The following is a 23642-nucleotide window of genomic DNA, read 5'->3' as shown; positions in this document are numbered from 1 at the left end:
TCCGTCTCGGAGACGGATGCCTCAGCCGGACGAAGGTCTGGCCCCGTCAGGGGCCAGCCGCTCGGCGAGCGTGTCCAGATCCGGCACGAACCAGATGTCCCGGCCCCGATTGGCCTCGCGGACGAGGTCGGGGAGGGCCGAACTGGCCGACAGATGATGGCCGATGTCCCCGAGGACGACGAGGCGGAGCCGGTAGTTCGCGAACTTCTGCAGGATGGCTCCGGCGAGGCCGGTGCTCAGGTCGAAGAAGCGGTCGTCCAGCCGCGCGGACGGCACCGCGACCACCTCCGCACACGCGAACGCGGCCCCGATCAGATGGTCGAGGGCGTCCTGAACGTCGGAGATGGTGACTCCGGCGGCGTCGCACACCAGGACCGGAACGCCGTGGTACTCGACGACGTCAGGCACGGTCCGCCCCCGATGCGGACGTGGAGGCCGAGGTGAACAGGCCGCTGTCCGGGCCCAGCAGGCCATCGATCATGTGCAGCAGATCGGCGGTGGCGGCGGCGCCGCCGAGAATGACGATCTTCATCCGGCTCCGCTCCTCGTCGTAGACCGTCTGGATGCGCAGAGGGCCCGACGCGTCCCGCCGGGACTGCGCGCCCGCCGTGACGAACGTGCTCAGCCGGTGCGCGGCGTCCGGACCGAGCGCGTCGATCTGCACGATGCTGGACGCCTCGACGTGCCTCGGCGCGCATGCCGGTTCCGGGGCCGTGTCGTCGGTCGGCCGACCGGTCAGGGCGGCCAGATCCTCCTTGTAGATCCGGTACTGCTTGCCGATCCGGACAGCCTTGAGCCGGCCGTCGCGTACGTAGTTCCGCACGGTCCGCACATGCAGTCCCAGCAGCTCGGCCACCTCGCCGACCGAGTAGAGCTCCCGCTCGTCATTCCCCATGGCTCCGTATCCTACGTTAAATGTCTCTAGGTGGACTCTGGTTCGCGAGGATAGCGTTGTTTAGGGAACATCGTGAGCTGTCGTCACCTGCCTCGGGCGTACTCGGCGGGTGCGACGGAGCCCCGGGTAGGACAGTGGGAAAGCCCCCGGTAGCGAAGCGGGAGACGAACGGCCGCCCGCGGACAAGGAAACCCATGCACCCCGAACACCCGCCGCCCGATGAGGGGCACCAGCGACCCGAAGGCGTGACCGACGCGACCGTCGAGGCCCTCGGGGCGCTCTCGAAGGCGCTGGAGACCGTTGAGCGTGCCCGCGGCGCCCTCTACGACTTCCATCAGCTCACCGGGTGCGCCGACCTCGCGCTCGACGACGCCGTACGACTGCTCCGCGCCGCGGGGCACGGACAACACGCCGAGCGGGTCGAACGGGAGATCCTCGGCCGCAACGTGATCCCTGGACACTGGACCTTCCAGATCGTCGAGGAGTACAACGCCACCTACTACGACGTGTTCCGGGCGATCGAACGAGAGATCAGGCAAGCGCTTGCCGAAGGCCGCGACCACCTCTACGAGGCCGAGATGAAGGCGACCAGGCGGACCGAGGGGCATCCGGACCACACGGCCGAGTGACGGGCGGTCGCCGCCCTCCGGAACCCGCCCTCCTGCCGTCACCGAACGTAGCCGCACGAGATGCGGACCGGACGGACTCCGGTGACGCTGGGGCTCCGGTCGCGCACGCAGCGTTGGTTGCCGACGGAGGACCGAAGACGGAGGACACCCCATGAACCTGTACGACACCCCGCTGGAGCGAGCCCGCCGCAACCGTGAACGCGCCGAGGAACTGGGCCGTGCCGCGGACCGGGCCACCGACCCCGAGCACCGGCAGCGGCTGCGGGAGAAGGCGCTGCGGCTGCTGCGCGAGGAGCCGACGGCCGAGCCCCGCCCTTCCTGAAGGCCTGTCGAAGTGGTCGCGTTCGAGCGCGACCACCTCCTGATCCCTGACTAATCCCTGACTTTGAGGAAGCGCATCCGGGTCGCGCCATTGCTGTCGGTGCCGCCGGCCTGGGCGTCGGAGATCTTGCCGCCGGTGAGGACGAACATCAGGTGCAGACGGACCGTCCGGGGACCGGAGGCGACCGTGTACTCGGTCATGATGTGTGTGGTTCCGCCCTGCTGCTCCTGCCTCGCCGCGTTGATCGCCGCGATCTGGGTGAAGCTCGTCAGGAGGGTGTCCGTGGTCTCGTCCCTGAGCCAGCCGATGATGTAGCCGCTGCCGCCGATGGCGGAACCGAGCGCGTACCGTACGTCGCTGTCGATGTGGTAGACGCCGGCTTCCGGGAGCACGATGTCGGACTCGGGGATCGGCACGTCGGTACCGACCCGGGCCAGGAGGTCGGCGTGCTGCCGCTCGGTGTTGAGGAACCCGCTCACCGGCGTGAGGCGGGCGCCGATCTCCCACCTCTCGGGGCAGCCGGGCGCCCCGGTGATATCGATGTCCACGGACCGTTCGATGCCGCTGTTGCCGCCGGGAGCGAGGCCCGTCAGGTCGATCCGCGGCACGAGTAGTCCACCGGTCGTGTTCCGTGCGGCATTGCACGGGGAGGGATCCAGAGAAGGCGTGTCGGGTGCGTACAGGCACCCGTCGCTGCCCCGGGTGACGGCGTTGTCCCGGTCGGTGGAGATGCACGGAGGGCGGGCGGTGGCGCAGCCGTCCTGGCAGGAGGCGACCGGGACGACCGGCGGCACCGGGGCGTAAGGGGTCGAGCCGTCGAGGGTGTCGGTCGTGCAGGTGACCGCGCCGTCGCAGTTGCGGCAGGTCGTACGGAGGAACGGTCTGCCGCAGCCCGGGGCGGACGCCTGGACGGTGAGGACGAAGCTGTCGACCGTCCACTGTTTGGGGCCGACTCGGCAGGCGTCGTCGTTACCTGTCTCCAGGTTGAGCTCGACGACGATCCTTCCCGCGAGGACGTCCGCGAGGGGCACGGTGGTCGGTGGGATCACGCCGTTGTCGTCTCCACCCGCCGGCAGATCGGGTGGGCCCAGGAGATCGGTGCGGACCGGGGTCGTGCCGTTCCACAGAGCGAAGCGGCCGTAGAGCCGGCAGGCCGGGCTCCTGCCGTCGTTGTGGACATGGACCGAGGCGCTGATCGTGACGTCGGTGGGGTTGCCCCGCAGTGACGCGGGGTCGATGTGCACGACGCCGGCGAGCCAGGTGTGCTGGCCGTTGTGCGTCCCGTCGTCGGCCGGGAATACACCCGTGCCACTGTTCAGGATGGTCTGGGCGACGACAGGGTCCAGTGCGGCATGGGTGTTGGCGATGGTGTAGTACGGCGTCGGGTCGGTGGTGCTCGCGGTCGCTGCGACCCGGTACGGCGCGGAATCGCGCAGTGGGGTCGTCTCGCAGTGCTCGCACGGCTTGGTGCCGGGACAAGCCACGGGAGGGCAGGCCGGTTGGGAGGGCCGACAGTCGCCGATGGTGATCGGTGGCTGCCCGCAGCCGCATGCGCTCATGGGTCAACTCCATGGGAAGGAAGAGGTGTTAGTGGTTTCGCCGAGCTCCGTGCGGCCGAGGAGCGGAAGAAGAGGAGCGGAAGAAGACCGTCCGGCGGCCCGTTTCGCCGCGGGTGTGTCCGACGTGACGCGTCGACCGTCATCCGGCTGCGTGTTCCCGCAGCCGGTCATGTCCTTGGGGTGGGAAAGGGAAGTGGCCATGTCGGCCCACTTCCGCGATGCCGCTACGGGGCAAACCGCTCCGGGCGCTTGGACGGTGACCTACCTGATGCTCGGTCACTTGGCTTCTTCGTTGCCATCTCCAAGGTACTGTCCCGTGATCTGTCAGGCATTACCCCGTTAGAGTGGATGATTCCCCGTCGAGACGCAGGGCGCTCGTACGTCTGCCGGCGTCTCGCCGGTGTGCGGGAGATGTCGATTGCCCGGGCGGTCGTCGCCCGGGTAGCGTCACGCGCCGTGACCCCGACTCTGCGCACCGAGAGGCTCCTGCTGGAGCCGTACGCCTCCGAGGACGAAGAGGGCTTCGTCGCCCTGTTCCAGGACACCGAGGTGTCCCGGTGGATGGGTGACGGCCCTTCCACCGAGGCGGAGGACCGGGCCCTGTTCGGGCGGGTCTTCACCAAGGTCTACGCCCAGGATCTGTTCTCCGTCTGGGCTGTGCGCCGCGACGGGATCCTCATCGGGCACGCCGAGATCAAGCGGACCGATGCCGTCGACGGCCACGAGATCATCTATGCCCTGGCCTCCACCGCGTGGGGATCCGGCCTGGGGACCGAGCTGGCACAGGCCGTCGTCGCCCACGGTTTCGGCACCCTTGGACTGACCGAGGTCCACGCCACGGTCGCCGCCGCGAACGAGGCCTCGCTGACCCTGCTGCACAGAATCGGCTTCGAGTACATGAGGGACATCGAGGAGGACGACGGCAGCACCACCCGCGTGCTGACCCGTCACCGCTGAGGCGAAGAACGCGCCCTTCGCCCGGCCGGACCGCAGAGCCGCCCGATGCCCGCCCCGTCCAGCTCGACCTCGGTATCCCCGTCGCCACGCCCGCAAAACGGCGGCCGCCCGGCGGGGGGTCCAGGCCACAGGCGCCACGATCGCACCCTCCACGCCATGACGCTTCAGGGCGTCGGCGACGAAACCGGCCGCCTTCATCTCCTCCACGCACGACGCCAGCAGCTCCTGCGCCGCAGCCCCTCGCCCGGCCGGTACCCCCATGACCTGCCGGATCACCATGAACCGCCCCGGCAGTACCCGTACGCCCCCGGCCCGTGCGGCCTCGGCCTCCAGCAACTGCCGGATACCGGCCGCCACCTCGACCTCACTGGATCCACCGGGGCCGGGGCGTATGGAACGGGCCGAGGGTTGTACCGGACGGCTGCCCCTCTGTCCGCCGCGGTCGCAGGACGCGGGTCCGGCCGCCCTCCGGGGCCTCAGGCCCCCACCGTGCCGTCCACCCCTTCCCGCAGCAGGTCCGCGTGACCGTTGTGGCGGCCGTACTCCAGCAGGACGTGCACCATGACCATGCGCAGCGAGACCTCCTTCTCCCAGCGTGGCTGACGCCCCACCAGATCCAGTGAGGGCGCCTCCCGTTCGATACGGCGCGAGGTCTCCACCTCGGCCTCCCAGGCGGCGAACGCCTCGGCCCGGGTCGAGGCGCTCGCGTCGTACGCCGCCTGGAAGTCGAAGGGCTTCACGGACCACACCATGGGGGCCGCCTCGTCCTCGAACACCCGCCGGAACCAAGCGCGTTCCACTTCGGCCAGATGCCGCACCAGAGCCAGCAGGGACAAGGCGGACGGCGGCATCGACCGCTCGCGCAACTCGTCGTCGCCCAGCCCCGCGCACTTCCTGGCGAGGGTCTCCCGCTGGTAGTCGAGAAAGGCCCGCAGCGTCTCGCGCTCGCTCCCCAGCGGCGGAGGCGCGATCCGGTCGTCGTCCGTCATGATGATGTTCCCCACTCCGTGTTCCGGCCGACAGTATGACCGGCCGATGTCCTGGATCGAGGAACACCCGAACGTCCCGGCCGACCGAACCCGCCTGCCTGCACTCACGCACCGGAACCCGCCGTCGGCAGGGTTCAGGACAGCCGTACCTTGACCGTCTGCGTCGCCCCGCGCGTCCCGGAGAGGTCGCCGAGGACGAGGCGCAGCGACGCCCCCGCGGTCGCCGATGTCACCGTCGCCGGCTTCGACACGACCGAGGCGACGGGCCGGTTCCACGTGAGCGTCAGGCTCGTCCGCATCCGCATGGGGTCACTCACGCATACCGTCGCCGTTCCGTCGGCGTGCTCGGTGACCATCACCGAGCACGGGGCGTCGGCCACCAGCGGCCCGACGCTCCCGCCGAACCAGAAGTTGACGGCGGTCAGTCCGAGCGAGGGGACCGTCACCCCCTGCTGGTCGTCCGTGTTGGCGAGCACCCGCAGCCAGCCGCTGTCCGCGGCACGTGCCGCGGTGCGCTGTTCGGACGCGCCGGGCAGGAGCTGGTACGCGTACGTGGCGTCCGACGGGTCCTGGCCGTGGTCGAACCAGAGGGTGAGGTATTTCCGGGAGACCGGATCCGTGGAGCCCGCCGTGTTGATGTCGCGCCAGCGGCCCGTCCGGTTCTCCCGCAGTGCCTTCACGGTGGCCCCGCCCGGGAAAACGTAGCCGCCATGACCGGCGAGATGCGCCCAGGACGCTCCGGTCAGGGTCGCCGACCACGGGAACGTGAGGGGCTTCACCGAGCCGTCGACGGTGAACGGGGCGTTGCCCGTCGGCCCTAGATTGCGGTTGTCGACGGTCGTCTCCACGGCCGCGCCGTCGCGGCCGTGGATGCCCGCGCCCAGGCACACGACGGTGTCGTCGAGGAAGAACCACGACTTCTTCGCCATCAGCGTGCTGGAGAGCCCCTTGAGGTACTGGCCCACGGCGGCCCGCTTCCCGTCGGTGACTCCGCCGACCCAGTGCACATCGGGGAGCGAGGTGCCCCAGTCGCCGCCCGCTCCGTCGGCGAGCACTCTGCGCGAAGCCGTGGTGCCGGGCAGCCGGTACGGGTCGACGGTGGGCCAGAAGGCGTCGCTGTACTGGCCGTGGGCGAAGGTGTCGCCCCACCAGTAGAGCATTCCCGACCCGGTGTGCCAGCCGCGCAGATTCTCGCCGTTGCCGGTCTCGTAATAGGTGATCCGCCGGTCGGCCATGCTCAGCGACGCCGCCCAGCCCGGACGGCGGTGGGTGGCCCGCGCCATGTCGGGGAAGAGCCGGTGGCCCACCGGCTCCGGGACCGGAGTCAGCGAGGTGTCGTCCAGGACGTCCTTGATCCGGGCCAGCGCGGTGAGCCCGAGGGAGGGGTTGCTCAGCGGCGGACTGTAGTGGTCGCGCTGCGCCCAGCCCTTGACGAGCCCCCGCCACCGGTTGTTCTCCGCGTCCGACGCGCCCCGGCCCAGCAGCACGACGGAGGCGAGGATCGGGTGTCCGCGCCGGTGGTCGCCGACCTCGCCCCGGCTGATGGCACGCCCCGCGACGGCGTCCATCACGAGGCCGTTGAAGAGGAACGGGGCCCAGGCGTTCTCCACCGCGTCGAACACCACCTGCCGCTTCGGGTCGGTGACCTCCCAGGTGGTCCCCTTGAGCAGCGCGAACAGCAGGCCGAGGCCGCCGAGCATCACCGATCCATAACTGCCGGTGTACGGCACGGTGGTGTGCTGGACGAACGAGCCGTCGGCGTACAGACCGTCGCCCCTCGTCACCAGCGGAAAGACGGGGGAGAGGGCGTCCCGGGCCAGTGCGATCTTCGCCGCGCTCCCTCCGACGACCCCGCGCAGGGCCAGGACCCGGCACAGGTCGACCCGGTTCGCCCCGGTGCTGGTCCCGGTGTACGAGGCGACCGCTGAGTCCGGTACGAAATGGTCGACGGCGGCGCAGTAGCGCGTGAGCCGCTCCGGCGCGATGGCCTCGTACATCAGCACGCAGACGTCCAGCAGGGCCTGCGGCGCGCCGATCTGCCAGCTGTACCAGTTTCCGTACCGGGCCCGGCCGTCGTTGTAGACCTGGGTGTTGAGATGTTCCAGTCCGGTGAGCACCGCGTCGCGCAGCCCCGTGTTCCCGGTCAGGCCGGTGCCCTGCTGGCGGTAGGCCTGGGCCAGGGTGTTCAGGCGGACGAAGCTGTCGGCCATCCGTCCCGAGAGGACGTACGACTCGGCGTCCGTGTCCGGGTCCGGATCCGCGAACACGGCGTCGGGCCAGAGCGAGCCCTCCGCCGGCGCCATGGTCTCCAGCAGGCGCGAGGCCTTCGCGCCGAGATCGGCCAGTCGGCTCTTGAAGGGTTCGGCGGTCGGGCTGAACCCCTCGCCGAGGATCAGCGTGCTCCAGGTGGTGCGGAGCGCCGCGTACGGATCGTCCTCGGTGGCGGTGGCGGTGGCGGTGGCGGTGGCGGTGGCGGTGGCGGTGGCGGTGGCGGCGGCGGCGGTGGGCGTGGCGAGCGTCAGCACTCCGCCGCCCGCGGCGGTGAGCGCCGCTGAGGTGGCCAGGAAGGTACGGCGGGACCAGGCAGAAGTCATGGGGGAGCTCCGGGTCGGTGACGTGTCTCCGCCGGGAACCCGGCGCGCGGGGCGCTGAACTGTTCCCGGGATCCGACTGTTCTGAGCGGGCGGGCACTTTCTAGCAGCCTTCAGACGACTCGCTCAATGACTTTGGCCGAATTGATCGTGTCGATCGTTTCTCGGGGTGTGTATGTCCGGTCCGGCCGTGAACCGGCGTGCGCCCGTCGCGCCGGAGCAAAATCCCGCTCGGATCGTTTCGAGCGGATGTGATCGATATGGTTGAGGCATGCCGGACGGGACCCGGGAGGCACCGTGCGGGAACAGGAGTCCGAGCGGTTCCGTCGCCCGGGCGGCGGCCGATCGGCCGCCGGAACACCGTCAGGCCCGAGCCCAGCCGTTTCCGAGTCCAGGGGGATCCATGCGACTGCACGTCGACCAGCGCCACGAGCGGGTGCTCGAGCTCGTCCGCGAGCGCGGCAGCCTGCGCGTCGCCGAACTCGCCGAAGAACTCGGCATGTCCGCCGTCACCCTGCGCCGGGACGTCGAGGCGCTGGCCGCGCAGGGCCTGGTGGAGCGGCTGCACGGCGCGGTGGTGTGGCCCACCGGGCAGTCCCGGCCCGCCCCCGCCGCCGCGCCCCCCGCCGAAGGGCTGGTAGTGGGCATGGTGGTGCCGACCACCGACTACTACTACGCCGACGTGGTGCGCGGCGCCCGGCAGGCCGTCGAGGCCGCCGGTGCTCGCCTGACGATCGGGCTCTCCCGCTACCTCCCCGACGAGGACGCGGCCCAGGCCCGCCGACTGCTGTCCACCGGTGCCGACGGACTCCTGCTGACGCCCAGCTGGGAGCGCGGCTGCCCGGAGCCGGGGGAGGGGCTGTGGGCGGTGGAGCAGGAGGTCCCGGTCGTCCTGGTGGAACGCTCGGCGCCCCTCGGCCATCCTGCGGCGGGCCTGGACCGGGTGCGTTCGGACCATGCGCACGGCGCGGCCGAAGCGGTGGCGCATCTGGCCGGGCTCGGGCACCGGGCGATCGCGCTCGCCGTGCAGGACAGCCCGACCGCTCCCCGGCTCCGGGTGGGATACCGGGCCGCCGTGGAGGCGCTGGGGCTGACCCCGGTGTCGGCCGCGCCGCTGGACGAGGCTCCGTCGAGGTCGGAGGCGAAGCGTTTCGAGCGGACCCTGGAGTATTTGTGCGAGGCCGTGGCGAGCGGCAACGTGACCGCCGCGATCGTGCACAGCGACGCGGACGCGATCGTTCTCATCCCACGGCTCCAGGCCCGGGGTGTGCGGGTGCCCGAGGACCTCGCGGTGATCGCGTACGACGACGAGGTCGCCGGCCTCGCCGACCTGCCGCTCACCGCCGTGGCCCCGGACAAGCACGCCGTGGGGGCCGCCGCCGCCCGGCTCCTGTTGGACCGCCTGGGCGTGACGGAGCCCGGCGTAACGGACCCGAGGGCGGGGGAGCCGGGTCGGAGTTCCACCGCCCGCAGGCACCTGGACATCCTGCCCAGCCTGCGGATCCGGGTCTCCTGCGGGGCGGTCGCCGTCGCCTCCTGATGGAAGAAGTGCCGCACGAGGAGCCGTGCCCGGGTCAACAGGCCCTGAGAGTACGGCTCTTCGTGTGCCCGGGGGGTGATGGTGCGGAGCCGGCGCTCCGACTCATAGATGATCGATTCGATTGAATTGGTCATTTGCTCTTGACTGCGATCGCTTCCGCGCAAAATGATGTGTGCCGTTCACCTCTTCTCCCGCAGTTCGAGGTCCCGTAGGAGTCGGCCCATGCCCCGTAACGCCCGCACGTCCCGCCTCGCCCTCGCGGCGTCCGCCGCCTCACTCGCCCTGCTCGTCACCGCCTGCGGCGGCGGGTCGGGGGCGGACGCCTCGGGCCCCGGCGACGGCAAGCCCATCACCCTCACCTTCTGGTCCTCCGCCCTGGGCGCCAAGGAGACGGCCGACGCGTTCAACAAGACGCAGACCGGCATCGAGGTCACGTTCTCCTTGGTGCCCGCGGGGCCCGAGGGCGTCACCAAGCTGTCCAACGCGGTCAAGGGCGGCAACGCCCCCGACGTGGCCACCATGGACTACTCCGCCCTGCCCGAGTACGCCAGCGAGGGCAACCTGGTGAACCTCACGCCCACCTCCGGAGAGCTGGTGAAGAAGGAGTTCCCCGAAGCGGTCCAGTCCCTCGTCAACCTGGGCGGCTCCACCTGGGCGGTCCCGTTCGACGTCACGCCCATCCAGCTCTTCTACCGCAAGGACCTGTTCAAGAAGCACGGTGTCGAGGTGCCGACTACCTGGGCCGAATACCGTACGGCCGCCGAGAAGATCCAGCGGGCCGACCCCGACGTCGCCATCACCAACTTCGGCGGCGGTGACCCCGCCCTGCTCTCCGGCCTCGCCTGGCAGGCCGGCGCCCAGTGGTACGGCACCAAGGGCGACGCCTGGAAGGTGAACATCGACGACCCGGCCTCCCGCAAGGTCGCCGCCTACTGGGACGGCCTCCTTGACGACGGCCTCGCGTCGAAGACCCCGCTCTGGGGCGAGGGCGAGGCCAAGGAGCGCTCCACCGGCAAGGTCGCCACCGTGATCGGAGCAGCCTGGAGCGCCGGGACCTTCCCCGTCAGCTACCCCGACAGCAAAGGCAAGTGGGGCATAGCCCCCCTGCCCACCTGGGACGGCAAGCCGAGCACCGGCATGTACGGCGGAACCTCCTACATCGTGCCCAAGGGCAGCAAACACACCGAGGCGGCCGCCGAGTTCATCAAGTGGGTCACCACCGACCCCGCGGCCATGACCGCCCGCCTCAGCTCCCTCAAAGCCCCCAGCAGCGCCCTGCCCGCCAACGAGGGCATGCGCGCCGCGGCGGCGAAGGAGTTCGACACCTCCTACTTCGCCGGCCAGGACGTCTACGCCGTGGCCGGCGAGGCCGCCGACACCATCGTGCCCGGCTGGACCTGGGGCCCGGTGCAGCAGCAGGTCGTCTCGGCACAGATGGCCGCGGGCAGCGACCACACCAAGATGCTCAGCTCCGGTCAGGCGAAGGGCGAGAGGGCGGTCACCGACCGCGGCCTGAAGCTCGCCAAGTAGCCGCACGGCTGCCCGGGACAGACCGTGCCGGGCAGCCCGCCCCCTCTCCCCGCCCACCCCATCCAGCCGAAGGAGCATCAGGTGGCAGCCCCACTCGCCCGGCCGGCCAAGACCCCGGCGCCCCAGACCGCGCCGCCGCCCACGGGGCCCGCGGTTCCCGCCGGTCCGGCCGTTTCCGCCGGACCGGGAAAGCCGGGCGGCCCCGGCACCCGAAGCGGACAGCGCCGGGCGGTCGCCCTGTTCACGATCCCGTTCTTCGCCCTGTTCACCGCCGTCACGGTCCTGCCGATGCTCTACGCGGCCTGGATGAGCCTCTACCGCGAGGAGTCCTCCGGCCTGGGCTTCGGCGGCACCGAGCGGGTCTTCGCCGGACTGGGCAACTTCACCGAAGCCCTGGGCAACGAGGCGTTCCTCCGCTCGTTCGGCAACATCGCGCTCTACTGCGCGCTCTACATCCCCGCCATGGTCGGCGGAGCGCTCATCCTGGCCCTGCTCGTCGACTCGACCATGGCGCGGGCCCGGCGCTTCTTCCAGATCGCCTACTTCCTGCCGCACGCGGTACCCGGCCTGATCGCGTCGCTGATCTGGCTCTACCTCTACACACCGGGGCTCAGCCCGATCACCGACGCCCTCGACGCGCTCGGCGCCCAGTGGAACTTCTTCGGCCAGGACGAGGCGATCTTCTCGGTCGTCAACATCTCCGCCTGGCAGTGGATCGGCTACAACATGATCATCTTCTACGCGGGTCTCCAGGCTGTTCCCCGCGAGGTCCTGGAAGCGGCGACCGTCGACGGAGCCGGAGCCCTGCGCACCGCCCTCCAGGTCAAGATTCCCATGATCCGGCCCACCGTCGTCCTGACCCTGCTGTTCACGTGCGTCGGCGCCATCCAGCTCTTCGACGCCCCCAAACTCGTACAGCTGCGCGCCAACACCATGGGCGAGGACTGGTCACCGACCATGTTCATCTACACCGCGGCCTTCAAGGGCCACGACTACGGCCTGGCCGCCGCGAGCTCCCTCCTGCTCGCCCTCGTCGCCGGCCTGCTGTCCTTCGTCGTCACCAAGCTCGGCAACCGGTGGAAGGCCTCATGAGCACCCAGACAGCCACCCCCGACGCACCGCCCGCGCCGACGCCGCCCCGCCGCGCCGGAGGCCGTTCCGCCCCGCCGCCCGACCGCCGGGGCCGGGGGATCACCTCCCGCGTCATGGTCAACGGCGTCCTCGCCGTCGTCGCCGTCTACACCCTGATGCCGCTGACCTGGCTCCTCATCGCCTCCACCAAGAGCTACCGGGACCTGTTCGCCACCAACCCGTTCAGCCTCGGCGACTTCCAGTTCCTGGCCAATCTGAACGCTCTCCTCGACTACAACGACGGGGTCTTCGTCCGCTGGCTGCTCAACAGCCTCCTGTACACCGTCGTCGCCTCCGGACTCTCCACCCTCATCTCGGTGGCCTGCGGCTACGCCTTCGACAAGTACGCCTTCCGCGGCCGGGAGAGGTGGTTCGGGGTCGTCCTCGTCGGCGTCCTCATCCCTTCGACCGTCGTCCAGCTCCCGCTCTACCTCATGGCCTCCGAACTGGGCCTCGTCAACACCTACTGGGCCGTCCTGATCCCCAGCCTGGTGAACCCGTTCGGCGTCTACCTGGCCCGTGTCTTCTCCGAGGGGTACGTACCGGGCGAGGTCCTGGAAGCGGCTCGGATGGACGGGGCGGGAGAGGTGCGGACCTTCACCAAGGTCGCCCTGCCGATGCTGGCACCCGGCTTCGTGACCATCTTCCTGTTCTCCTTCACCGCGAGCTGGAACAACTTCTACGGCGCGCTCATGATGCTCAACGACGACCGGCTCTACCCGGTCAACCTGGGCCTTTACATGTGGAACCAGAACGTCTATCAGCAGCCGGAGCTCTACCCGCTGGTCATCATCGGCTCGCTCGTCGCCGTCGTCCCCCTGATCGTCGCCTTCCTCTGCCTCCAGCGCTTCTGGCGCTCGGGCCTCACCGCAGGAGCCGTCAAGTGAGCCACTCCGCCACGCCCCAGCGGACCCGCCCCCGCACCGTCCTGGCGATGAGCGGCGAGACCCGTGCGGCGATCCTGGCCCCGGAGGTCCTGGACCGGCTCACCCGCGTCGCCGACCTCGTCCCCGGCCTCCTCGTCACCGACTTCGGCGCCGACGACCCCGCCCAGCGCACCGGGCTCCACGAGGCCGAGGTCCTGTTCACCGGCTGGGGCTGCCCGCCGCTCGGCCCGGCGGCGCTGAGCGCCATGCCCCGGCTGCGCGCGGTCGTCCACGCCGCCGGCTCCGTCAAGCACCACATCACCCAGGACGTCTGGGACCGGGGCATCGCCGTCAGCACCGCCGCCACGGCCAACGCTTTCCCGGTCGCCGAGTACACGGTCGCGGCGATCCTCTTCGCCAACAAGCGGATCCTGGAGAGCGCCCGCGTCTACCGCGAGGCCCGCTCCCGGGTGAACCTCCTGAGGCGGTTCCCCGCCGTCGGCAACTACCGGCGCACCGTGGGCATCGTCGGCGCCTCCCGCATCGGACGCCGCGTCGTCGAACTGCTGCGCCTCTACGATCTGCGCGTCCTGGTCCACGATCCGTACCTGGACGAGGACGGGGCCCGGGCCTTGGGAGTGGAGCGCGCCACCCTCGACGTCCTGGCGGCACAGAGCGACGTCGTCAGCATCCACGCCCCCGAACTCCCGGCGACCCGGCATCTGTTCGACGCCGGGCGACTTGCCCTCATGCGGGACGGGGCGACCCTCGTCAACACCGCACGCGGCTCCCTGGTGGACACCGACGCGCTCGTGCGGGAGCTGGTCGCCGGGCGCCTGAACGCCGTGCTCGACCACACGGAGCCGGAAGTCCTGCCCGCCGACTCACCCCTCTACGACCTGCCGAACGTCCTTCTCACCCCGCACATCGCCGGGTCCCAGGGCGGCGAACTCCACCGGCTCGCGGACGCCGCCGTCGACGAGCTCGAACGTTACGCGCACGGTCTGCCGTTCGCCCACGCGGTGGATCCGGGCACCCTGCACCAGCAGGCCTGACCCGTACGCGTACCCGTGCACCATTCCTGCCTGCCGGGAGCATCCGCCGGGGGACGCGCCCCGTCGGGTGTGCCCCTGGCGCAGCGTCACGCGGCGTACGCCCGCCCCGAAGGCAGCACCGTGATCATCCGGGCCACGGTGCGGGCCATCGCGTCCCGGCCGTCCGCCAGATAGCGGCGCGGGTCCACGCTCCGGTCGTCCCGGGCCAGTCGCTCCCTTATCGCTCCGGTCATCGCGATGTTGAGCGCGGTACCGATGTTGACCTTGCGGATCCCGCCCGCCACGGCGCGGGCCAGTTCCTCGTCGGAGGCCCCGGACGAACCGTGCAGCACCAGGGGGACCGGCACGGCCTCTCGCAGCCTGTCCAGCAGACCGTGGTCGATGACGGCGTCCCGCGAGGTCATGGCGTGCGAGGTGCCGACCGCCACGGCCAGCGCGTCGACGCCGGTGGCCGCGACGAACGACCGTGCCTCGTCGGGATCCGTACGGGCCCCGGGCGCGTGGGCGTCGAGCGCAGGCTCCCCGTTCTTCCCGCCGACCTGCCCCAGCTCGGCCTCCAGCCACAGGCCCCGCTCGTGCGCCCACATGACGGCGGCCCGGGTGGCCGCCAGGTTCTCCGTGTACGGGAGCCGGGCGGCGTCGAACATCGCCGAACTGAAACCGCAGTCCGCCGCCCGGTGCAGCAGCTCGGTCGACTGCACATGGTCGAGGTGCAGGGAGACGGGGACGGCGGCCTGGTCGGCCACCTCCGCCGCGGCACGCGCCAGCGGCCGCGGCCGGCCCCGGTGGTAGGCGACGGCGTTCTCGCTGATCTGCAGGATCACCGGCGATCCAGCCGCCTCCGCGCCCTCGGCGATGGCTTCCGCGTGTTCCAGGGTGATGACGTTGAACGCGGCGACCGCACGGTGCTGTGCGGTGGCCTCGGCGATCAGATCGCCGGTGGCGGCGATGGGCATGGCGACTCCGGGGTGAGGGCCCGTCAGGCGGGGAGGGGGCGGCCGGGGCCGTCAGACCGTGCTGCTGAGGATGACCGAGCGGGTGAGGTGGCGCGGCCGGTCCGGGTCGAGACCGCGGGCGTTCGCGATGGCCAGGGCCAGACGCTGCACACGGACCAGCTCCGCCAGCGGGTCGAGGCCGCCGGCCACCCACCGGGCGCCCGTCGCGTGCACCTCGTCCATCAGTCCGGACGGGGCCTCGCCGAGCATCCACGTCGCGGTGGAGCGGGTGGAGATGCTGATCGGGCCGTGGCGGTACTCCATCGCCGGGTACGCCTCGGTCCAGGCCAGCGCTGCCTCGCGCATCTTCAGCGCGGCCTCGTTGGCGAGCCCCACGCTCCACCCCTGCCCGAGGAAGGTGAACTGGCTGCACTCCACAAGACCGCTGGGCAGCGGCTCGGCGAGCGCGACCTGGGCGTCCTCGACGACCGCGTCGGTGTGCAGGCCCAGATGGGCGCGGAGCAGGGTCAGTGCCGAGGTGGCGAAGCGGGTCTGGACGACGGACTTCTCGTCGGCGAACTCGAGCACGATCGTGTCGTCGGCCATCGCCGCCATCGGGGTGTCGGGGTCGCCGATGACCACCGTGCGGCGGGTCGTGTCACCGATCTTCCCGAGGAGTCCGAGTACTTCGGTCGTGGTGCCGGAGCGGCTCAGCGCCACGACCCGGTCGTACGGGCGGCCGGCCGGGAACTCCGAAGCGGCGAAGGCGTCGGTCTCGCCCTGGCCGCTGCCCTCCCGGAGGGCCGCGTAGGCCTGGGCCATGAAGTACGACGTACCGCAGCCGACCACGGCGATGCGCTCGCCGGCCGCCGGAAGCCGGTGGGCGAGCCCGTCCGCCATGCCGGCGGCCACCTGCCAGCAGGCCGGCTGACTGGCCAGCTCCTGAGCCACGTGCGTCATCTGTGCTCCCTGTTCCGGCGGTAGATGCTCGAAGCTGCATATTAGGCAAGCATTTCAAGCAATATCAAGCAGGCAGGGGGGAGTCGCCGTGCGATGTCCGGCCGATGGAGCGGTCGGGGGTTCCGAGGGACGGAAGGGGCGCGGCGCCGGGGTGAGGTCGGCCTCCCCGGCGTCGCGCACAGCCCTCACGCGCCCGCGAGCAGCGACTCCCACGCGGTCGCGGTGTCCGGGTGGCGGGCTGTCAGCACCGCGCCGCCCGGCTTCGCCGGACCCGCGCCGGGCGCGGCCCACGTGCCGTCGCAGCCGAGCAGCTCCGCGACCGCGTCGAGCGTTCCCGGGTGGGTGAAGAGCAGCGCGGAGCCACGGTCCCCGCCGCCGCCCGCCTTCGCACGGCCGGCGGCGGGCGCACCGGCTTCCGGCGCCTCGCGCCACGGCGGCACCCATGCGTCCAGCGCCGGGAGGCGGCCCGGGAAGATCCGCCCCGCCTCCCGGATCAACAGGGGAGCCAGGTCCGCCGCTCCGGCGCGCAGCGTGGTGATCAAGGTCGGCAGCCACGGCAGCAGCACCGGGTCCGGCAGCCGCCCGAACGCGTTCGACACGGCCTCCACCACCACGTCCGCGAGCCCCGGCGCCGGCACCAGCGCGTGCACGAAGCCGCTGAGATAACGCGGATACGCGGGCACCACCATCGGGTTCGCCAGCAGCTCGCCGCAGCGCTCCCGCAGATCGGCCCGGGACAGGGCGCCGAGCTGCACCTGCGCCGCCCACAGGAGCGCTGTCCGCTCCGGGTCCGTGGGACGGGACTGGGCGACGGCCAGCTCCAGCTGCGCCCGGTCGCAGCCCAGGGACAGCGCCAGGCTCTCCATGCTGAACAGGAAGCCCAGCATCGCCGCCACCTGCCCCGCGGTGACGTCCTCGTCGGTGAACGCCGTCGGCAGCAAGGTGCAGTAGTGCGCGTAGCCGGTCTTGACGAACGACTCCACCCACGGCGGCAGGACCGGCTCGCCGGTCCGGTAGTAGGCCAGCAGCCCCCGCACCCGGCGCAGCACCTCCGGGGCCCCGTCCACGGTGCGTTCGGCGCTGAGGACCTCCAGGGCGCGGGTGCCCAGCTCGTCGGCGAGACGGCGACTGCGGAGATACAGCGTCGCGTCCTCGACGGCGGCGAGGACGACCGCCGTCGTCGCCCGCGGCCCGTACGCGTCGCGGCGCAGCCGCTGCTCCAGGACCTGCTCGATGCTCACGCCCTCGTAGCCGAGCTCGATCAGCGCCCGCTGATGGGTGCCCAGCGCCAGGTCCCACGACTCCTGGATCGAACGCCCGCCGAGCTTTCGCTCACCCATGATCGGCCGGGCCGCGCCGTGCGGCATCAGACGGCGGAGCATCCACAGCACGTCGGAGCACGCCTCGAGCTCCGGACGGGAACCCATGTCCAGCAGGGCGCGCCGCACACCACGCTGCTGGAGCTTCAGCTCCAGCGGTGCGAGCCGGTCGTGCACATCGCGGGCCAGCGGCGGCAGCGCGTCGTAGCCGACCCGCCCGATCCGGTCGCCGCCCATCATGATCTCGACGAGCCGGCGCACGTCCCGTCGGCCCGGCACCGAGTCCTTCTCGATGCAGGTGATCGCCGCGTCCTGGAAGTCGTACGGAGTGGGCTTGGCCCGGTCCCGCATCCCGGCGAGCAGGATCGACGTCTCGAACACCGCGATGGCGTCGGCGGTGGACGCCAGATAGCCGCCGCGCCGCGCCGCGCGCACGATGTCCACCGACCAGCCGAGCAGCTCGGCCTCGTCCAGCGTGTCGAGGACCGGCGGCCGACGCAGAAACCCGGAGAGCCGGTCCGTGGCGGCCGGCTCCGGGGGAGCAGGGATGGCCGCCACGGCCTTCTTCGGTGTGCGAGGCTTCTTCGCCCCGTCCTGACCGGCCAGCCGGTACGGCTGCACCCGGGTGCGCTTGAGGTTCTTCGCCCACTGGGTCGCGGCGATCGACACCGACCCGGAGGCCAGCCCGAACTGTGCCTCGATCGCCGCGTGGCTGGACGGGATCAGCCCGTGCTGCCAGGCGGTGGCGGAGCGCGGGGAGATCAGGAACGACCCGCCGCCCGCCACCCCGAACTCCTCGACCCGGCTGGCCGCGTGGAAGGCGCCGCACACATAGAGGCAGTCCTCGGGGTCCGCCCCGCTCGACGCCAGGTGCTCGCGCATCCGGGTCCACATGTACCGCTCGCGGTCCTCGTCCACCCGGAGCCGTTCCCCGTCGCCGGGGGCGAGTCGCCGGAACAGGCTGCCGACGAGGAACATGACCTGGCGGTAGGCGGCGTGGTCGCTGTCGCCGAGCGGGATCTCGACGTACTGGTGCCACCACTCCGACCAGTGCCGCACCTTGCCGTGGCGCAGCAGATGCTCCTCCAGCTCCGCGAAGCGGGGCCGCAGGTCACCGATCTCCACGCCGACCGCCTCACCGTGCAGCGCCGCTTCGGGCTCCGGAGACCCGTCCACAGGACCGGGCGCCCCCTCGGGGGCGCCCTCGCCGTGCCGGCCGTCCCACTGGAAGACGTGGTCGGAGGACCGGTCGACGAGGACCAGCTCGACGCCCGGGGTGTCGAGGGCGTACGCGATGGCCTGGTACTCGGCGGAGGCCTCGGTGATCGGGGCGACGACCGACAGCGGGGCCCACTCGGCGGGGAACCCGTCGATATCGCTCGCGAACGCCTGGACCGCCACCGGCAGGCGGCAGTTGCGCAGCTCGTCGAGGAGCGGCGCCATATCCTCGCACAGCTCCAGATAGACGACCTTGGGCTGCTTCTCGCGCAGTCGGCGGGCCATGGCGAGGGCGGAGGCGGGCGAGTGGTGGCAGACCGGGAAGATCTCCAACGGCTCGCGCACCGCCCGGTCGACGTCGTCGACCATGCCGAGGAGGATGCCCTCCAGCGCGTCGGGCCCGCCCGCGAAGGCGGTGGCGGCCTCGTGCAGCTGCCCGCGCAGCGCCGCGAACGACGCCTCCCCGGGGCCGTTCTCCCCGGGGCCATTCGTGGGGGACCCGCTCATGACAGCGTGGCGATCGTGTCACGGCCGCCGTCCAGGAACTCCGGCCACGAGCCACCCTCCTCCTTGCTGCGCGGTTCGACCACGCCGTGCAGATACTTGTTGAAGATGGCCAGGTCCTCCGGGTCCCGCCGGGCGAGCGAGCCGACCAGTGAGGAGGCGAGGGTCCGGGCGGTCAGCGTGCTCTCGCCGAAGAAGTTGCTGTGCAGGACGGCGTCCTCCAGCACGCCGATCTGCTCCGCCGTCGACAGCGCGGACTCCAGTTTCTCGTCGTCGCTGCCCGCGGCGGCGGCCGAGGCCCGCAGATCGGCGAAGCTCTGGAGAAGGACGTCGAGCAGCGTCGGCGGCACGTCCAGGTCGATCGCGTGGCGGCGCAGCAGCTCCTCCGTGCGGAAGCGGACGATCTCCGCCTCGCTCTTCCTGTTCGTCACGACCGGGATGCGGACGAAGTTGAAGCGGCGCTTCAACGCGGACGACAGATCGTTGACGCCCCGGTCGCGGCTGTTGGCGGTCGCGATGATCGAGAAGCCCGGCTTGGCGAAGACGATGTTGTCGCCCGCGTCCCCTCCGTCGCTCTGCAGCTCGGGAACGGAGATGTACTTCTCCGAGAGAATCGAGATCAGCGCGTCCTGTACGTCGCTGGTGGAACGCGTCAGTTCCTCGAAGCGGCCGATGGCGCCCGTCTCCATCGCGGTCATGATCGGCGACGGGATCATCGACTCACGCGACTGCCCCCTGGCGATGACCATGGACACGTTCCACGAGTACTTGATGTGGTCCTCGGTCGTGCCGGCCGTACCCTGCACCACCAACGTGGAGTTGCGGGAGATCGCGGCGGACAGCAGCTCCGCCAGCCAGCTCTTGCCGGTGCCTGGGTCACCTATCAGCAGCAGACCGCGGTCCGAGGCGAGAGTGACGATCGAGCGCTCGACGAAGCTCCGGTCGCCGAACCACTTCTGTGAGATCTCCCGGTCCAGGCCGTCGGCGCGCTCGGACCCCAGGATGAACAGCCGGACCATCTTCGGGGACAGCCGCCAGGAGAACGGCTTGGGACCGTCGTCGATCGACTCCAGCCAGTCGAGCTCCTCCGCGTACTTGGTCTCGGCGGGGGCGCGCAACACGTCGGACATCAGAAGGCCTTTCTGAACAGGCGGGAAAGCGGGAAGGAGAAAGGGGGTGAGGAGAAGAGGCATGCGGCGGGCGGGAGGGCTCCCCCGCCCCGCCGGGCCTCAGGTCAGGAACGTCTTCAGCTCGTGCACGAGCTTGTTCACATGCCCGGAGACCACGGGCGTGCCCAGGGCCTTGAACCGCTCCCGGAACCAGGGATTGACCTCCTGCCGTCCGGAGCTGGTCACCGAGCCGACGGGGATGAACTTCACCCCGGAACGGTGAACGGCCTCGATGCCTTCGAACAGCGGCTGGGAGCGGTCGAACTCGTAGAAGTCCGAGATCCAGACCATGACGGTGTTCTTCGGCTCGGCTATCTTCGGGCGGGCCATCGCCATCGCGACGGGGCCGTCGTTCCCACCGCCGAGATTCGTGCGCAGCAGTACGTCGAACGGGTCGTGCACCCACGGCGTGAGGTCGATCGAGCGGGTGTCGTAGGCGATGAGGTGGACGTCCACCTTCGGCAGCCCGGCGAAGATGGAGGCGAGGACGGTGCAGTTCACCATCGAGTCGACCATGGAGCCGGACTGGTCCACCACGACGATCAGCCGTTGCGGCGTCGTCCTGCGGACGGTGTGCCGGTAGTAGAGGCGATCGACGTAGAGCCGCTCCTCCTCCGGGCTCCAGTTGGTGAGGTTCTTCCAGATCGTGCGGTCCAGGTCGAGATTGCGGAAGACGCGCTTGGGCGGCACCGAACGATCCAGCTCGCCGACGGATGCCTTCTCCACCTGCGTACGCAGCACCTCGGCCACCTCGTCGACGTAACGGCGGATCAGCGACTTGGCGTTGGCGAGGGCCACACCCGACAGATTGCCCTTGTCCCGCAGCAGCTGCTCGATCAGCGACATGCTGGGCGTCAGCCGCGCGGCCAGCGCCGGGTCGGCCAGCACCTCCCGCAGCCGCATACGGCCCACGAGATCCGCCTCGATCGCCGCCAGCTCGGGCCCGAGGCCGCCGGCGTCCAGGCCCGCGCCCGCCGCCCGCCCGCCGCGAAGCCCGCCGGGCGGGCCGCCCAGCGCACGCTCCAGCCAGCCCGCGTCGGACTGCCAGCGTGTCAGCTGCTCGGCGGTCACCGTGCTCGAACCCGTCGCGAAGACATTGAGCAGCACCTTCGAAACCAGTGCGGCACGCCTTACCTCCGCCGCCCGGTCGCGGTCGCCGGCCGCGTCGTCGTCCGGTGTCATCAGCCCGTCGAACTCGGCGGCCAGCTCCGGATGGCGTTGCACGACGGAGTCGAGCGACGTCCCGGGATCCAGCAGCGCGGACGGCAGCCCGATGTCCTCGACCACCCCCAGGCTCGCCGACTCCAGGGCGGGCTGCTCCTCCCCGTCGAAAAGACGGGCCAGGAGCCGCCAGTACAGCACCTGACGGCGGTTGTCGTACGGGTCGGGACCGGCGGGGGACGGGCCGGGCGCGGCGGGGCCGGGCGGCTGCCCGGTGAGGTGGTCGGTCATTTCCGCAACAGCCTTCCGGCGCGCTCGCGCAGCACGGCGACGGCGTCGGTGGCGGCCCTCTCCGCCCGGACACCGGCTTTGTCGGTGGTACCGCCCGCCCACGCCCCGGCGTGGGCGGCGACGGCCTTCTTCCGCACGGTCGCCTCGACCGCGAGCGGCTGTAGGAGGAACTCTCCGGCATCCCAGCGCAGCAGCCCGACACAGGAGTGGGAGGCCGCGACCGCCTCGGGTGTCAGCGGACCGGCGGCGGGCGCCCGGTCGGGGTCGACGGCCAGAGACCACCCCGCCAGATCGAACACGAGCCGGTCCTCCTCGCTCCGGGCGGTGTACCCCTCCAGCAGCACCGGTACGGCGATCCGGACAGGATGCCGGTCCAGCGGGGTGACGCGGGCGGCGATCGCGGTGGACAGCATCACGCGCGCGGTGGCGAAGGTGTCGGCGGGCTCACCCGGGCGGGCGCGCCCGTCGTCCCAGAGCAGATCCCCCTCGGCGGTCACCGGCATGGCGTCCAGCTCCATCGAGCGGCCCTCGCTCACGGCGCCGAGCAAGGATATGCGGGGACGCAGCAGCTGCCACAGACCCGCCCCGACGACCGTGTCGGGCTTGGGCGCCGACACTCCGGCGCGCACCAGACGGGGCGCGCCTCCGTCCGCCGGTTCGAACACGGCGTGGACCTGGGCCTGTACGGCCGTCGCGTGCTCCTGCACATCGACGCCGAGCGGCAACAGGCGACCGGTCACCGGCGTGACGGAACGTTCCCCGGCGGAGCCGGGCACCGTCAACAGCAGGGCGCGTGACCACAGGTCGGCCCACCGGCGCACCGGCACGCGTTCCAGGGTCGCCCCCGGGCAGGACGCCGCGAGCTCGGCGGCGAACCCGTCGAGCAGCGTCGCCCGACGACGCAGGCCCGGATCGGGCAGCATCGCGGAGACCACCGGCGCGGCCCCTGCGACCAGCTCGTGGTCGATGCCCCGCCAGCCGCCGCGCGCGAGGTCGCACAGCCAACTGCGGGCCGCCGCAAGGAGGTTGGTCCCGGGGTCCGCCGCGGCGGACCCCGCTCGGGATTCCTCCGCGCCGTCCTCCGCGGTGGGCCGGCCGACCGCCTCGTCGATCCGCTGCGTCAGGGCGTCGTGCACGGAGCCGAGCAGCGCGCAGCGGGCGGCGGCGAGCGCCACGAAGTGATCCTCACCGGCGACCCCGGCCGTCGCCCGGCCGGCCGCCTCCGCGACCCGCGCGGCCAGCGGGGTCCCGGCGACGGCGTCGGCGAGACCGGCAAACGCTGCGGCCTGGGCGGGGCCCGGCCGCAGCAGACCGGCCACCAGCGCCTCGTCGAAGGCGTCCACGGCGGCGAGCGCCTCGTCGAGCCCCTCGACCGGATCGGACAACAGGTCGCCACGCATCAGGCCACCGCCCGCGTCGGCGGGAACCACTGCATCTCGGGCAACGGTGCGGTGACCGTGTCCAGTTCGAGATAGGCCAGCTGCCGCAGGAACCGGCTGAACACCTGGGCGGCCGACGACGAGTCGCCCTGCACCGGCCGCGCCGCGGTCATGGCGGCGGTGAGGGACCGCGCGTCGGGCTCCCCGTCCGGGGTCTCCACCGCGAGGTAGCGGGCGACGCGCTCAGCACCGTACTGCAGCACCGCCTCGCCGACGAGCGCCTCGATGTGCTTGCAGAACATGCCGCGTGCCCCGCCGCAGGGCCGGTTGTTGTTGGTGCTGCAGGCGAACGCGTACGTCCGGGCCGCCACGGACGACACGTACACCCGGCCGATGTCCGACCCGCTGGAGACGACTCCCTGCAACCGTCCGTCGGCCAGTTCGACGAACGGCACCTTGGCCAGCTTCCGTGGGCGCGCGGGCGGCATCACCCGCGCCGTACTCGACTTCTCCCAGAACGACAACGCGCCAACTCCCATGCATGCGAAAGGGGGCGTCCACACCATCGCGGCGGGACATGAACGAACTTAATCCCGACCACTGACAACGCGTCCGACGGCCCGCGACGCCCTGCGTCCGCCA

The 23642-nt window shown here is 71.3% G+C and carries 20 protein-coding genes and 1 pseudogene; 8 read left to right on the top strand and 13 right to left on the bottom strand.

The window, feature by feature from the left end; translation table 11 throughout:
- Nucleotides 1-21 precede the first annotated feature (21 nt).
- Both AB0F29_RS34875 and AB0F29_RS34870 read right to left on the bottom strand, forming a co-directional pair.
- Nucleotides 22-408, bottom strand: a complete 387-nt coding sequence (locus AB0F29_RS34875; protein ID WP_361880952.1) for a DUF4180 domain-containing protein — start codon at nucleotides 406-408, stop codon at nucleotides 22-24.
- On the bottom strand, nucleotides 401-895 hold the full coding sequence (locus tag AB0F29_RS34870; protein WP_361880949.1) for a helix-turn-helix domain-containing protein: 495 nt from the start codon (nucleotides 893-895) through the stop codon (nucleotides 401-403). The genes AB0F29_RS34875 and AB0F29_RS34870 overlap by 8 nt, the downstream gene beginning before the upstream one ends.
- Before the next feature lie 194 nt (nucleotides 896-1089).
- On the opposite strand from AB0F29_RS34870, the gene AB0F29_RS34865 reads away from it, so the two are divergent.
- On the top strand, nucleotides 1090-1524 hold the full coding sequence (locus AB0F29_RS34865) for a hypothetical protein (RefSeq protein WP_361880947.1): 435 nt from the start codon (nucleotides 1090-1092) through the stop codon (nucleotides 1522-1524).
- Nucleotides 1525-1675: 151 nt separating this feature from the next.
- Nucleotides 1676-1846: a DUF6381 family protein gene (locus AB0F29_RS34860; protein ID WP_361880944.1), complete on the top strand. Its 171-nt coding sequence runs from the start codon at nucleotides 1676-1678 to the stop codon at nucleotides 1844-1846.
- Nucleotides 1847-1896: 50 nt separating this feature from the next.
- Here the strand turns inward: AB0F29_RS34860 and AB0F29_RS34855 are convergent, their stop codons facing one another.
- Nucleotides 1897-3405 (bottom strand): hypothetical protein, encoded by a 1509-nt coding sequence (locus AB0F29_RS34855; RefSeq protein ID WP_361880941.1) that lies wholly within the window; start codon nucleotides 3403-3405, stop codon nucleotides 1897-1899.
- Between the two features lie 456 nt (nucleotides 3406-3861).
- On the opposite strand from AB0F29_RS34855, the gene AB0F29_RS34850 reads away from it, so the two are divergent.
- Entirely contained in the window at nucleotides 3862-4362 is a 501-nt protein-coding gene (locus AB0F29_RS34850; RefSeq protein WP_361880938.1) for a GNAT family N-acetyltransferase, read from the top strand.
- A 129-nt stretch (nucleotides 4363-4491) separates the two neighbouring features.
- On the opposite strand, the pseudogene AB0F29_RS34845 reads toward AB0F29_RS34850, so the two are convergent.
- The 3 genes and pseudogenes from AB0F29_RS34845 to AB0F29_RS34835 all read right to left on the bottom strand — a co-directional run.
- A pseudogene (locus AB0F29_RS34845) lies at nucleotides 4492-4728 on the bottom strand (ABC transporter substrate-binding protein); the annotation flags it as partial.
- 110 nt (nucleotides 4729-4838) lie between these two features.
- Entirely contained in the window at nucleotides 4839-5351 is a 513-nt protein-coding gene (locus tag AB0F29_RS34840) for a DinB family protein (protein WP_361880935.1), read from the bottom strand.
- Between the two features lie 134 nt (nucleotides 5352-5485).
- Nucleotides 5486-7945 (bottom strand): polysaccharide lyase 8 family protein, encoded by a 2460-nt coding sequence (locus AB0F29_RS34835; protein WP_361880932.1) that lies wholly within the window; start codon nucleotides 7943-7945, stop codon nucleotides 5486-5488.
- Nucleotides 7946-8345: 400 nt separating this feature from the next.
- Between AB0F29_RS34835 and AB0F29_RS34830 the strand changes: the two genes are divergently transcribed.
- From AB0F29_RS34830 to AB0F29_RS34810, 5 genes are all read left to right on the top strand, one after another.
- Nucleotides 8346-9482, top strand: coding sequence for a substrate-binding domain-containing protein (locus AB0F29_RS34830; RefSeq protein WP_361880929.1), 1137 nt, complete (start codon nucleotides 8346-8348; stop codon nucleotides 9480-9482).
- Between the two features lie 222 nt (nucleotides 9483-9704).
- On the top strand, nucleotides 9705-11012 hold the full coding sequence (locus AB0F29_RS34825; RefSeq protein WP_361880926.1) for a sugar ABC transporter substrate-binding protein: 1308 nt from the start codon (nucleotides 9705-9707) through the stop codon (nucleotides 11010-11012).
- 81 nt (nucleotides 11013-11093) lie between these two features.
- On the top strand, nucleotides 11094-12104 hold the full coding sequence (locus AB0F29_RS34820; RefSeq protein ID WP_361880923.1) for a sugar ABC transporter permease: 1011 nt from the start codon (nucleotides 11094-11096) through the stop codon (nucleotides 12102-12104).
- Nucleotides 12101-13030 carry a carbohydrate ABC transporter permease gene (locus AB0F29_RS34815; RefSeq protein ID WP_361880920.1) on the top strand — a complete coding sequence of 310 codons (930 nt, stop codon included), beginning with the start codon at nucleotides 12101-12103 and terminating at the stop codon, nucleotides 13028-13030. Before AB0F29_RS34820 ends, AB0F29_RS34815 begins: the two co-directional genes overlap by 4 nt.
- Nucleotides 13027-14064, top strand: a complete 1038-nt coding sequence (locus tag AB0F29_RS34810; protein ID WP_361880917.1) for a hydroxyacid dehydrogenase — start codon at nucleotides 13027-13029, stop codon at nucleotides 14062-14064. The genes AB0F29_RS34815 and AB0F29_RS34810 overlap by 4 nt, the downstream gene beginning before the upstream one ends.
- Nucleotides 14065-14150: 86 nt before the next feature.
- Here the strand turns inward: AB0F29_RS34810 and AB0F29_RS34805 are convergent, their stop codons facing one another.
- The 7 genes from AB0F29_RS34805 to AB0F29_RS34775 all read right to left on the bottom strand — a co-directional run bounded on the left by AB0F29_RS34805 (nucleotide 14151) and on the right by AB0F29_RS34775 (nucleotide 23539).
- Nucleotides 14151-15020, bottom strand: a complete 870-nt coding sequence (locus AB0F29_RS34805) for a class II fructose-bisphosphate aldolase (RefSeq protein WP_361880914.1) — start codon at nucleotides 15018-15020, stop codon at nucleotides 14151-14153.
- 51 nt (nucleotides 15021-15071) lie between these two features.
- On the bottom strand, nucleotides 15072-15959 hold the full coding sequence (locus AB0F29_RS34800; RefSeq protein WP_361880911.1) for a sugar isomerase: 888 nt from the start codon (nucleotides 15957-15959) through the stop codon (nucleotides 15072-15074).
- Between the two features lie 185 nt (nucleotides 15960-16144).
- The gene (locus AB0F29_RS34795) at nucleotides 16145-19003 is read right to left on the bottom strand and encodes a hypothetical protein (protein ID WP_361880908.1); all 2859 of its coding nucleotides are present in this window, start codon (nucleotides 19001-19003) and stop codon (nucleotides 16145-16147) included.
- Nucleotides 19000-20130, bottom strand: a complete 1131-nt coding sequence (locus AB0F29_RS34790) for an AAA family ATPase (RefSeq protein ID WP_361880905.1) — start codon at nucleotides 20128-20130, stop codon at nucleotides 19000-19002. The genes AB0F29_RS34795 and AB0F29_RS34790 overlap by 4 nt, the downstream gene beginning before the upstream one ends.
- Nucleotides 20131-20229: 99 nt before the next feature.
- On the bottom strand, nucleotides 20230-21621 hold the full coding sequence (locus tag AB0F29_RS34785) for a VWA domain-containing protein (RefSeq protein ID WP_361880902.1): 1392 nt from the start codon (nucleotides 21619-21621) through the stop codon (nucleotides 20230-20232).
- On the bottom strand, nucleotides 21618-23021 hold the full coding sequence (locus AB0F29_RS34780) for a hypothetical protein (RefSeq protein ID WP_361880900.1): 1404 nt from the start codon (nucleotides 23019-23021) through the stop codon (nucleotides 21618-21620). The genes AB0F29_RS34785 and AB0F29_RS34780 overlap by 4 nt, the downstream gene beginning before the upstream one ends.
- Nucleotides 23021-23539 (bottom strand): hypothetical protein, encoded by a 519-nt coding sequence (locus tag AB0F29_RS34775; RefSeq protein ID WP_361880897.1) that lies wholly within the window; start codon nucleotides 23537-23539, stop codon nucleotides 23021-23023. Before AB0F29_RS34775 ends, AB0F29_RS34780 begins: the two co-directional genes overlap by 1 nt.
- Between the last annotated feature and the right edge of the window lie 103 nt (nucleotides 23540-23642).

This window comes from Streptomyces sp. NPDC026589 (assembly GCF_040638385.1).
Taxonomy (GTDB): domain Bacteria; phylum Actinomycetota; class Actinomycetes; order Streptomycetales; family Streptomycetaceae; genus Streptomyces.
This window is presented reverse-complemented; position numbering and strand designations above follow the sequence as displayed.